We start from the raw sequence: 11663 nt of genomic DNA on the forward strand, positions 1-11663 counted from the left end.
GGGCTTGCCAAGGTGGGATGCGGTGGCTTCTGACGCTCGAGACGGACACACCCCGAAAGTCGTGTTGGTGACCGGTGCGAGTCGCTTCTTCGGCGGCAACGTGGTCGCGCGTCTCGCGCAGGACCCCGACATCGACCGCATCATCGCCGTCGACACGATGACCCCGAGCCGGGAATTGCAGCGGCGCATGGGCCGTGCCGAATTCGTGCGCGCCGATATCCGAAATCCGTTGATCCGTAAGGTGATCGATGGTGGCGCGGTGGATACCGTGGTGCACGCCGCGGTGCTGGCCAGGTCACCCGCCGGGGCCGGGCGCGCGGTGATGAAGGACCTCAACGTGCTCGGCGCGATGCAGTTGCTCGCGGTGTGTCAGAAGGCGCCGACGGTGCGCCGGGTCGTCGTGCGGTCCTCCTCGGCGGTGTACGGCTGCAGCGCGAAGGACCCCGCGAAATTCACCGAGGAAATGAGCGCGCGCACGCCGCCGCGCGGTGAGTTCGCCCGCGACGTGATCGACATCGAAGGTTTTGTGCGCGGACTCGCGCGACGGCGGCCGGATATCGCCACCTCTATTCTGCGTTTCGCACCGATTGTCGGACCGCGGCTGGCGAGCCGGGGCATGCAGTATCTCCGTTCACCGATCACGCCGACGGTGTTCGGCCGCGACGCGCGGCTGCAGCTGCTGCACGAGGAGGACGCGGTCGCCGCGCTCGCGCACGCCGCGCTGACCGCCCGTGCGGGCACCTACAACATCGCCGGTGACGGCGCGCTCGCGCTGTCACAGGCGGTGCGGCGCGCGGGCCGGATCGAACTGCCGGTGCCGTTCGCGCTGTTCCGGACCGCGGGCCGGGTGCTGATGGGCCCGGTGATGCGCGAATTCTCCGGCGAACAGCTCGACTATTTCCATTTCGGCTGTGGCCTCGATACCACCCGGATGCGTGCCGAACTCGGCTTCGTGCCGCGCTGGACGACCATGCAGGCCTTCGACGACTTCATCGGGGGCGCAGCGTTGCGGCCCGTAATCGATCCCGCGTGGATCGATGCCGCAGAAAACAAACTGCTCGGCCTGCTCGGGGCCGGTACGGGAGCACAGCAATGAACGACGTAGCGAAAGTCATTCAACTCCACGATATGCAGGACGAGGCGCGCTCGCGCCCGACCGCCCGGCGCTGGCCGGAGCATGCGCAGGGCGAAGCGCCCAGCCCGGTGACCTCGCTGACCGAACGCCTGGCGGCCACCGAACCGCCTGCGCCGCAGTCGCTCTCGGAGCTGGTGCGCGGCGCGCTCGGCAAGCAGATCGGCAAGACCGCCGACTTCGCCCGCCGCCGGATAACCGGCGACTACCAGGTGGACGAGTTCGGTTTCGACGAGCACCTGCTCGAGTCGGTGCTCCTGCCCGCGCTGCGCCCGATGTCGGAACTGTGGTTCCGGGTACAGGTCAGCGGGATGGAGAACATCCCGGAGGCGGGTGGCGCGCTGATCGTGGCCAACCACGCGGGCACCATTCCGCTGGACGGGCTGATGCTGCAGCTGGCCGTGCACGACCGGCACCCGAAGCAGCGGGCGCTGCGCCTGCTGGCCGCCGACCTGATCTTCGAAACGCCACTGCTCGGCGCGCTCGCGCGGAAGGCCGGGCACACCCTCGCCTGCCGCGAGGACGCCGAACGGTTGCTGCGCGCAGGCGAACTCACCGGTGTCTTCCCGGAAGGCTTCAAGGGCGTCGGCAAGCAGTACGCCGATCGCTACAAGCTGCAGCGGTTCGGCCGCGGCGGTTTCGTGGCCGCGGCGGTGCGGGCCGGCGTGCCGATCATCCCGTGCTCCATCGTCGGCTCCGAGGAGATCTACCCGAAGCTCGCCGACCTGCAGCCGCTCGCGCGACTGCTCGGCCTGCCGTACTTCCCGGTGACGCCGCTGTTCCCGCTGCTCGGTCCGCTGGGCGCGCTGCCGCTGCCGTCGAAGTGGTACATCGAATTCGGTGCGCCGATCCCGACCACCGGTTACGAGCCGGAGGCGGCCGACGATCCGATGACCATGTTCGAGGTGACCGACCAGGTCCGCGAAACCATTCAGTCGACGCTCTACAAGCTGCTCACCAAGCGCCGCAACCCTTTTACGGGCTGAGTCGCACCAATTACGGGCTGAGCCGTACCGCCCGCAGCTGCCCGTCGACCCGGCGAACGCCGGGCACCAGTCGGTAAACCCCTCGGCCGCACTGGTTTCCGGCGTTCGCCGGACCGACGGGTGCTCGTATCGTTCCCTGGACCGCGTCGCGGCTCAGTGATCGCGCTTGCGGGTCACCGCCGCGGCGACCGCGCCGCCCGCGGCCCCCAGCGCCAGCGCCGTTGGCACGCCGATCTTCGCGGCCTTGCGACCGGTGCGGAAGTCGCGGATCTCCCAGCCCCGGTTCTTCGCCACCTCGCGCAGGTCCGAATCCGGGTTGATCGCGACCGCGGTGCCGACCAGCGACAGCATCGGCACGTCGTTGTGACTGTCCGAGTACGCGGTACAGCGCTTGAGGTTCAACCCTTCTCGGATCGCCAGCGTGCGCACCGCGTGCGCCTTGCCGAGCCCGTGCAGGATGTCGCCGACCAGCCGCCCGGTGAACTTGCCGTCCACGCTCTCGGCCACCGTGCCGAGCGCGCCGGTGAGCCCGAGCCGCTTGGCGATCACCTGGGCCAGCTCGACCGGCGTCGCGGTGACCAGCCACACCTGCTGGCCCGCGTCCAGGTGCATCTGCGCGAGAGCCCTTGTGCCCGGCCAGATCTTGTCGGCGATGATCTCGTCGTAGATCTCCTCGCCGAGCGCGGCCAGCTCGGCGGTGGGGCGTCCGGCGATGAACTCCAGCGCCTTCTCCTTGCCGCTGGCCATGTCGGAGCTGTTCTCCCGCCCGGTAACCCGGAACTTGACCTGCTTCCAGGCCACGTCGACCAGGTCGGAGGTCTTGAAGTACTTGCGCGCGGCCAGACCTCGGGCGAAGTGCACGATCGACGCGCCCTGCACCATGGTGTTGTCCACGTCGAAGAACGCCGCCGCGGTCAGGTCGCGCGGCACCTCGGGGCCGGTGAGATCGCGCTGCGCGAGCGCCAATTCCGCGTCGTGCAAAGACAATGCGGCATCCGCACTTGCCTCGCCGGCCAGGTTGGCCCGCAGCTCTTCCTCGCTGGGGCCGAAGGGGCTGCGCGGGATACGGGCCAGCTGATCCTGCAGGCCCTCACCGATCGCGCCCAGATTCCACCGCGCCGGAAACTCGCCGAATCGTCCCGCGATGAATCCGGCCCTTGCCACCTTCGATCGTTCCGGCACCGATACCTCCGCCCGTCGCGCGAACCATGTCCACAGTAACTGGGCCGACCGACAGTCATCGCAGTACCTGGCAGACCGATTCGGGCGTGGCGAGGGGATTTAATATCCGCCATGACCAATCCCACACATTCGGTGACCCTGTTGACCAGATCCGGCTGCGGCATGTGCGCAATCGCGCTGGACCAGCTGCGAGTGATCTGCGCCGATTTCGGCATCGAGCCCGCGACGCTGGATGTCGACGAGGCCGCCGCCACCGATCCCGGCCTGCGCGCGGAGTTCGGCGACCGGTTGCCGGTGGTGCTGCTCAACGGTCGTGAGCACAGCTATTTCGACGTGGACGAGGCCAGATTGCGGGCCGACCTGAGCCGCTGAGGGGTAGCGATGATAGTTCTCCTCGGCCGCAGCGCTGGTCGCAACGGAAAATGAGGCCAATTTCACCGACTTTGTGAAGGGCTGCACAAGCAGTTACGGTGGTGGCACGCGGACCCGCTTGCCGAGGCTGCGGGCCCACCGCGTAAAGACACCCAGCATTCCGACACTTCGACCATGGCACCGGACCGTCCCGGGCCAGAGGTCCAGCGACGAACCGGTACCCGATGCGGGCCGGAACGAGGAGCCGACGACGTGACAGAGCAGCATGAGGCGCCGGGCGGCGTCTCCGGCAGGGCTCTGCAGAAGGACATCCCGCAGGCCACCGTCGCGCGTTTGGCGACCTATCTCCGGGTCCTCGCCACGTTGGCCGACGAGGGTGTTGCCATCGTATCGAGTGAGGAACTCGCTGTCGCGGCGGGTGTCAATTCGGCCAAATTGCGCAAGGACCTTTCCTTCCTCGGACCCAATGGCGTACGGGGTGTCGGCTATGACGTAGCCAGGCTGAGGACGAGGATCGAGGATGTGCTCGGCCTGTCGCAGGGACACCGCGTGGTGCTCGTCGGCGCCGGGAATCTCGGCCGTGCCCTGGTCGGCTACGGCGGGTTCCAGCGGCGTGGCTTCACCGTGGTCGGCATCTTCGACAATCATCCCGAGGTGATCGGCCTGCCGGTCGCCGGTCTGGTGGTGTGCGATGTCGCCGGGCTGGCCGAGGCGGTCGCCGCGCTCGAGCCGACCATCGCGGTCATCACCGTGCCCGACGACGCGGCTCAGGACGCCTGCGACCGGCTGGTCGCGGCCGGGCTGCAATCCATTCTGAGCTTCGCGCCCTGTGCGCTGATCGCGCCGGCCACCGTCGAGCTGCGCCGGGTCGACCTCGCGGTCGAACTGCAGATGCTGTCGTTCGAGCGAGTCCGCAACGCGGACAACGCCACTGCGGCCGTGGCCGCGCCGATGGGGCCGCCGCGGCCCGCGTCGAGCCGGATCAGCCACCGCGCCCCCACCGCACATACCTCGGCCGTACATCAGGCCCTCAAGCATTCGGCAGCCGCGCACACGGCGTCCTCGCACACGGCAACGGAGCCAAGCAGCAAGGGATCGGTGGTCAGTCCATGAGTGTTCTTCTGGTCGGGATTTCGCACAGGAGTGCGCCCGTTTCGGTGCTGGAGAAGGTGGCCATCGCCGACGCCGACCGTCCCAAGCTGATCGACCGCATGCTCACCTCGAGCCATGTTTCCGAGGCGATGATCGTCTCCACCTGCAACCGGGTCGAGGTCTACGCCGTAGTCGACGCGTTCCACGGTGGTCTCGCCGAGGTGGGCGACCTGCTCACCAAGCATTCCGGGCTGCCGCTGCCCGACCTGACCAAGCACGCCTACGTGCGCTACAGCGAGGCCGCCGCCGAGCACCTGTTCGCGGTGGCCAGCGGGCTGGACTCGATGGTGATCGGCGAGCAGCAGGTGCTCAGCCAGATCCGTGGCGCCTACGCCTCCGCCGACGCGCAGCAGGCGGTCGGGCGCACCCTGCACGAGCTGGCCCAGCACGCGCTGCGGGTCGGCAAGCGGGTGCATTCGGAGACCGGAATCGACCGGGCCGGCGCGTCCGTCGTGTCGGTCGCGCTGGATCGGGCGCAGCATGTCGTCGGCTCGCTGACCGGACGGACCGCGGTTGTGGTGGGCGCCGGCGCGATGGGCAGCCTTGCGGTGGCGCACCTTTCGCGGGCGGGCATCGGCCGGATCATCGTGGTGAACCGCACCATCGGGCGGGCCGCGCGGCTGGCCGAGACCGCGGGCGGCTACGGGGTCGCCGCCGAGGCGATGGAACTTTCCCGGCTCACCGAGGCGATGGCCGTCGCCGATGTGGTCATCACGTGCACCGGCGCGGTCGGCAACGTGGTGACACTGGCCGACACCCACCGGGCGCTGACCGAGCGCGAGCGCGGCACCGAATTCGCCACCACGGAACGGCCGTTGGTGTTCTGCGACCTCGGCCTGCCCCGCGACGTCGAGCACGCGGTCGCCGGACTGCCCGGCGTGACGGTCATCGACATCGAGACGCTGCAACGCGATCCGGCGGCGGGCGCGGCCGCCGACGACACCGCCGCGGCCCGCGCGATCGTGGCCGACGAGCTCGCCAAGTACCTGACCGGCCAGCGGATGGCCGAGGTCACCCCGACCGTGGCCGCGCTGCGCCAGCGCGCCGCCGAGGTGGTGGAAGCCGAACTGCTGCGGCTGGATTCGCGGCTGCCGAGCCTGGCCGATCCGGAGCGTGACGAGGTGGCCCGCACGGTGCGCCGGGTGGTCGACAAGTTGCTGCACGCGCCGACGGTGCGGGTCAAGCAGCTGGCCTCCACGCCGGGCGGCGACAGCTACGCCGAGGCGCTGCGCGAGCTGTTCGAGCTGAAACCAGGTGCGGCGCAGGCGGTTGCCGCGCCGATGGAGATCTCCGCGATCGGCGAGCGCGCGGGCATGTTGCTCACCGACGCCGACATCGCGCTCGCCGACGACTTCACCACCGGCCATCGCGGCGACGAACAGGGGCAGCCGGCATGACGGCGCACCGGATCGGTAAGGCCGCGCCACGCACCCGCGAGGTGCCGGCATGACACTCGTGCAGGAAGAGGACAACGTGACGGCAGCAAGCACGCGCGCGCCGTGGCGGATCGGCACGCGCGGCAGCCTGCTGGCCCTCACCCAGTCGGGCACCATCCGCGACGCGCTGGTCGCCGCGGGACACGAGGCCGAGCTGGTCGTCGTCAAGACGCTCGGTGATCTCTCGTCCGAGCCGGTGCAGCAGATCGGCGTCGGCGTGTTCACCTCCGCCCTGCGTGACGAGCTGGCCGCGGGCAATATCGACATCGCGGTGCACTCCTACAAGGACCTGCCGACCGCGCAGGACCCGCGCTTCACCATCGCCGCCATCCCGCCCCGGCAGGATCCGCGCGACGCACTCGTCGCTCGTGACGGTCTGGTGCTCGGCGAACTCCCCGCGGGCGCCAAGGTCGGTACCTCCGCGCCGCGGCGGGCCTCGCAGCTGCGGGCGCTCGGCCTCGGCCTGGACATCGTGCCGTTGCGCGGCAACCTGGACACCCGGCTGCGCAAGGTCAGCGACGGTCACCTCGACGCGGTCGTGGTCGCCAGAGCGGGCCTGGCCCGAATCGGCAGACTCGACGCGGTGACCGAGGCCCTGGAGCCGGTGCAGATGCTGCCCGCGCCGGGCCAGGGTGCGCTGGCCGTCGAATGTCGCTGCGACGACACCGAACTCATCGAGGCGCTCACCGCGCTGGACGACGCCGCGACCCGTGCGTCGATCATCGCCGAGCGGGCCTTGCTCGCCGAACTCGAGGCAGGCTGCACCGCGCCGATCGGCGCGCTCGCGGAGGTAGTCGAGTCCATCGATGAAGACGGACGGATCTTCGACGAGCTCTCGCTGCGCGGTTGCGCGGCGGCCGTCGACGGTTCGGATGTGGTCCGTGCCTCGGTGGTCGGAGCACCGGCGAATGCGGATGAGCTCGGCCGGGCACTGGCCCGCGAACTCCTCGACATGGGCGCGCGCGAATTGCTCAGCGTCGCCGAACCAGGGGCCCATGCCCCCGAACCGGACGACGGTTCGAATTCACAGGCGGTGAATGCGCCCGCCTCAGACTTCACCCAACCCAGCCCAATGGAGAACAACCAATGAGCGGTCGAGCTACCAAGAAGCAGCCAGGTCGGATCCTTTTCGTCGGATCAGGACCCGGCGACCCGGCGTTGCTCACCGTGCGCGCCCGTGAGGTGATCGGTCGCGCGACGCTCGCGTTCACCGATCCCGATGTCGACAAAGGTGTGCTCGCCCTGATCGGGACCGCGGTCGAGCCCGCCGAGGACGGCGAGCGTCCGGTGGACGTGCGGCCCGCCCTCGGTGAACCCGCCGAGGTGGCCAAGACGTTGATCGCCGAGGCCCGCAACGGCCACGACGTGGTGCGCGTCGTCGCCGGTGACCCGCTGACCACCGACTCGGTGATCGCCGAGGTCAACGCGGTGACCCGCTCGCACATGGTGTTCGAGGTGCTGCCCGGTCTGCCCAACGGCTCGGCGGTGCCCAGCTACGCGGGCATCGCGCTCGGCTCCGGGCACACCGAGGCCGACGTGCGCGGCGAGGTCGACTGGGCCGCGCTGGCCGCCGCCCCCGGACCGCTGGTGCTGCACGCGACCTCGGGTCACCTGGCCGAAACCGCAAGCGCCCTGGTGGAACACGGCATGGCGCCGCAGACCCCGGTCGCGGTGACCGTGCGCGGCACCACCCGCCAGCAGCGCACCATCGAGGCCACCCTGGCCACGCTGAACAGCGCCGCCTCCGAGCTGGTCGGCCCGCTGGTGGTGACCATCGGCAAGGTGGTCGCGTCGCGCTCGAAGATGTCCTGGTGGGAGTCGCGCGCGTTGTACGGCTGGACCGTGCTGGTGCCGCGCACCAAGGATCAGGCGGGCGAGATGAGCGAGCGGCTGGTCACGCACGGCGCCATTCCGATGGAGGTGCCGACGATCGCGGTCGAGCCGCCGCGCAGCCCGGCGCAGATGGAGCGCGCGGTCAAGGGTCTGGTCGACGGCCGCTACCAGTGGGTGGTGTTCACCTCCACCAACGCGGTGCGCGCGGTGTGGGAGAAGTTCGCCGAATTCGGTTTGGACGCACGGGCTTTCTCCGGTGTGAAGATCGCCTGCGTCGGCGAGGCCACGGCGGACCGGGTCCGTTCGTTCGGCATCAACCCCGAGCTGGTGCCCAGCGGTGAACAGTCCTCCGAGGGCCTGCTCGCCGACTTCCCGCCCTACGACGACGTTTTCGACCCGGTGAACCGAGTCCTGTTGCCGCGCGCCGACATTGCCACCGAGACGCTGGCCGAGGGCCTGCGCGATCGTGGCTGGGAGATCGACGACGTCACCGCCTACCGCACGGTGCGCGCCTCGCCGCCGCCCGCGGAGACCCGCGAGATGATCAAGACCGGCGGTTTCGACGCGGTCCTGTTCACCTCGTCCTCCACGGTGCGCAACCTGGTCGGCATCGCGGGCAAGCCGCACGCGCGCACCATCGTCGCGTGCATCGGCCCGAAGACTGCCGAGACCGCCATCGAATTCGGTCTGCGCGTCGATGTGCAGCCCGAGGTCGCTCAGGTCGGTCCGTTGGTCGAGGCGCTCGCCGAGCACGCCGCCCGGCTGCGCGCCGAGGGCCTGCTGCCGCCGCCGCGCAAGAAGAGTCGCCGCAGCCGCTGATCCACGCTGTACCCACTGCCCGTGCCGAGTTCGGTACGGGCAGTGTGCATTTCGTTCGTAGTTTTCCGGCGGTATCGATATCTGTTGTCCGGCAGTGGATTCGACGCCATTGCTGGGCGATGCCCGTGGAAATATGGGCATCTCATCTCCTGGGATCGGGCTAGTTTGTCCTGGCGTGTTAGCGCGATCACAAGAGAGAGTTGGTTTAGATGAAACGATCGATAGTGCACATCGGCGCGGCAACGTTCGCCACCGTGGTCATCGTATTGTCCGGCGGCGCTTCGGCATTGGCGGCGCCCGCGCCCGCGCTGCCTGCCGCCGCGCCCGCTGATATCGACGCGTCGACGGGCAGCTCGACCGGTTCGCTACAGGGGTTGCCCGCGATCGCGCGCGGCTTCGCCTGTCTACTCAAGACGTTGTCCGGCGGTACCGGCCAGATTTGCACCGTATAGCGCAAGTAGTAGTTCCGGATCGGTGGCGTACCGCATGCGATACCCCACCGATCCGGTTTAAGGCGGTGCCTCAGTACCGCTTACGCAGCAGCGTGCGCACCATGGTGCAGGTGAGGTCGGACGGCGGGTGAATGCCGATGACCTCGGCGGTGTGCCGGATGCACTTGTTGTTCGCCGAGCTCGGGTTGTAGACCCCCGAGTCGAGCAGTGCGATGGTCAGGCGCATCGCCTTGAGTTTCCGATTGTGGCGCACATACCACGACCGCGGACGCCCCGCGGGTAGTCGCTGCTTCTCCAGCGGTGTGTAGGGCCGGTCGATGAGAACGGTCTTCGTCGCGGGCACAGGCTTCCCTCCCGTTGCGATCGGGGACTCGGCGAATCCCCTCGAACACTGTTTCGATTATATCGCAGGGCACCGACAAAAACCGCTGGCCGCAAGGGGTTTGATGACGCTCGCGATCAGCGCTGACCCAATTCGACGGAGACTTCGCTGAAATCGTCTCCGCCCAGGAAACTTCCAACATCGGACGGGTTCAACCCGTCTGATGCGCCGTGCTCGAAGTCGAGGGTGGAGACGTCGAAGGTTCCACCGCCTAGATCGAAAACGATGATTGCGACCTGGTCTTCGACTCGTTTGGTCCGAACGGCGATCGTCGCCGACGCCGGCGAACGTGCACCCGCCACGTCCTGAACGGTGTAGCCGATCGGCCCGGCAAGCGCCTGCCAGACCGGAATGCCGAGAGTCACCCCCTCGTCCAGCCTGGTGCTGTCGAACGTCACTCGGAATTGCTCAGTCCCGCCGGCCCAGGACAAGGTCAAGTTGTCGCCCTCGGGATTGTGGACGTATCCGGGAATACGCACAATGAGCCCCGCTGCCCGATGCAAGCGTGCGGGTACTTTGTCGAGTGCAACGGTTACTCGAGGTGCCGGCAGCGTGTCCGCGGGCAATTGCCGAGAAGATCTGAGCACGAAGCTATCGACGTCGACGTCGAGGAAACCTGCCGGGTCGTCCTTCGGCAGCACGTCGAAATCGAGGACCTCGAACCGCCACACCTGGCCGGCGCGACGGGTCAACTGGGCCCCTGCTTCGTTCACGAGGGGGAGGCTGCGCGGGATACGGCTACCTCCGGTCACCACCAGCACGGGGCCGGTCTCGGTGTATCGGATCGAGAGCGTCGCGACGTCATCCGACGGCGTGGTCGACGGAATCGACACCGGCACAGGGTCTTTGGCCTCAGCTTGTGACTCGGGCATAATACGGTCCTCCTGGGTGTGGGTGATCGACAGCCATCCGCCATAGAACAGTCTGAGACTCGAGCCCGCGCTCCACTCACCGAACGACACATTCTGCCCGTGGCTGCGGCTGGTGACAGATAAGACCTGTGGGGCTGGCCCCGACCGCCGAAACCAGGATCGTCGCACGGGCTCGGTCCTACACTGGATAGTCAAGTCCCGGAACGGCATTGGGGTCTGGACGGCGTTACAAGTGGCTGTTCGTATTCGGAACGCCGCAATCACGACGAGAAGAGTGACATGGCGGACGAGGGGTATCAGGATGCGTTGTACCGGGCGCAGCTGAGCGAGCGGGCGGAACGGTACGACGACATGGTGACGGAAGTGGCGGCCGCCCTACGGATCGCGTACGAAGACCGGCTCCCGCTGGACGCCCAGTTGCCAAGGCTTTTCCAGCTCGCCTACGACAAGCTGATGGCGGCCAGGCGCACTTCCTGGCAGACCCTGCTGGCCGAGAAGCACAAGCAGCTCGGTGCACCGGAAAAAGTTGCCATCATCGAGGAGAAAATCAGCGTGATCGGCCGAGAGCTGATCGATCTGTGCGACGAATCCTTGGCGGTCATCGATCGCTACCTCACCAGCAGGGAGAGTTACAGGGACGATGAAGTGCTGCAGGCTTTCGTCCTGAAAATGAAGGGAGACTACTGCGGATACAAAGCCGGGGTGCTGACCGGTCCGGCCCGCGAGGAGGCATCGGGCGTCGCGTCGCACTGGTACGTGAATGCGACCGAAGTCGCCGAATCGCTAGATGCAACACATCCGATCAAACTAGGCATCGCACTGAATCACGCTGTCTTCTACCACGATGTACTCGGGGACACCTCGAAGGCGTGCGCCATGGCCACGGCTGCGTTCGATAAGGCCGTCGCCGATTGGGACGGCGTGTCCGAGCATCACTACCAGTATTCGTCCCTGACCATGCAACTCCTGCGGGAGAATGCGGAACGCTGGCGAGACGAAGCCGCCCTCGGTTGATAAGCCATTGGACCGCCGCTGATCTCGTCGG

At 68.1% G+C, this 11663-nt stretch carries 12 protein-coding genes; 9 read left to right on the forward strand and 3 right to left on the reverse strand.

Annotated features, from left to right (window positions below):
- Positions 1–22: 22 nt before the first annotated feature.
- Positions 23–1096, forward strand: a complete 1074-nt coding sequence (locus tag ACFWF1_RS18360; protein ID WP_379291185.1) for an NAD-dependent epimerase/dehydratase family protein — start codon at positions 23–25, stop codon at positions 1094–1096.
- Complete coding sequence (locus tag ACFWF1_RS18365; RefSeq protein WP_379291183.1) at positions 1093–2118, forward strand: lysophospholipid acyltransferase family protein; 1026 nt, start codon at positions 1093–1095, stop codon at positions 2116–2118. Before ACFWF1_RS18360 ends, ACFWF1_RS18365 begins: the two co-directional genes overlap by 4 nt.
- Positions 2119–2271: 153 nt before the next feature.
- Here ACFWF1_RS18365 and ACFWF1_RS18370 read toward each other — a convergent pair whose 3' ends face one another.
- Positions 2272–3225, reverse strand: a complete 954-nt coding sequence (locus tag ACFWF1_RS18370) for an HAD-IB family hydrolase (protein WP_357385888.1) — start codon at positions 3223–3225, stop codon at positions 2272–2274.
- 186 nt (positions 3226–3411) lie between these two features.
- Here ACFWF1_RS18370 and ACFWF1_RS18375 point away from each other — a divergent pair, with 186 nt between their 5' ends.
- The 6 genes from ACFWF1_RS18375 (at position 3412) to ACFWF1_RS18400 (ending at position 9364) form a co-directional block, all read left to right on the forward strand.
- Positions 3412–3672 carry a glutaredoxin family protein gene (locus ACFWF1_RS18375; protein ID WP_357385432.1) on the forward strand — a complete coding sequence of 87 codons (261 nt, stop codon included), beginning with the start codon at positions 3412–3414 and terminating at the stop codon, positions 3670–3672.
- Between the two features lie 252 nt (positions 3673–3924).
- Entirely contained in the window at positions 3925–4785 is an 861-nt protein-coding gene (locus ACFWF1_RS18380) for a redox-sensing transcriptional repressor Rex (RefSeq protein WP_379291181.1), read from the forward strand.
- Entirely contained in the window at positions 4782–6221 is a 1440-nt protein-coding gene (locus tag ACFWF1_RS18385; protein WP_379291179.1) for a glutamyl-tRNA reductase, read from the forward strand. Before ACFWF1_RS18380 ends, ACFWF1_RS18385 begins: the two co-directional genes overlap by 4 nt.
- Positions 6222–6270: 49 nt before the next feature.
- Entirely contained in the window at positions 6271–7350 is a 1080-nt protein-coding gene (gene hemC / locus ACFWF1_RS18390) for a hydroxymethylbilane synthase (RefSeq protein ID WP_379291177.1), read from the forward strand.
- Positions 7347–8912, forward strand: a complete 1566-nt coding sequence (locus ACFWF1_RS18395; RefSeq protein ID WP_379291175.1) for a uroporphyrinogen-III synthase — start codon at positions 7347–7349, stop codon at positions 8910–8912. The genes hemC and ACFWF1_RS18395 overlap by 4 nt, the downstream gene beginning before the upstream one ends.
- A 209-nt stretch (positions 8913–9121) precedes the next feature.
- Positions 9122–9364, forward strand: coding sequence for a hypothetical protein (locus ACFWF1_RS18400; protein WP_379291173.1), 243 nt, complete (start codon positions 9122–9124; stop codon positions 9362–9364).
- Positions 9365–9434: 70 nt separating this feature from the next.
- Here ACFWF1_RS18400 and ACFWF1_RS18405 read toward each other — a convergent pair whose 3' ends face one another.
- Together ACFWF1_RS18405 and ACFWF1_RS18410 are read right to left on the reverse strand one after the other, a co-directional pair.
- A complete protein-coding gene (locus ACFWF1_RS18405; RefSeq protein ID WP_379291171.1) occupies positions 9435–9707 on the reverse strand; it encodes a hypothetical protein in 273 nt (90 codons plus the stop codon).
- Between the two features lie 116 nt (positions 9708–9823).
- The gene (locus ACFWF1_RS18410; protein WP_379291169.1) at positions 9824–10708 is read right to left on the reverse strand and encodes an Hsp70 family protein; all 885 of its coding nucleotides are present in this window, start codon (positions 10706–10708) and stop codon (positions 9824–9826) included.
- 189 nt (positions 10709–10897) lie between these two features.
- Here ACFWF1_RS18410 and ACFWF1_RS18415 point away from each other — a divergent pair, with 189 nt between their 5' ends.
- Complete coding sequence (locus tag ACFWF1_RS18415; RefSeq protein ID WP_379291167.1) at positions 10898–11632, forward strand: 14-3-3 family protein; 735 nt, start codon at positions 10898–10900, stop codon at positions 11630–11632.
- Positions 11633–11663 lie beyond the last annotated feature (31 nt).

The sequence above is a fragment of the Nocardia sp. NPDC060255 genome (assembly GCF_042727395.1).
In the GTDB taxonomy this organism is placed as follows: domain Bacteria; phylum Actinomycetota; class Actinomycetes; order Mycobacteriales; family Mycobacteriaceae; genus Nocardia.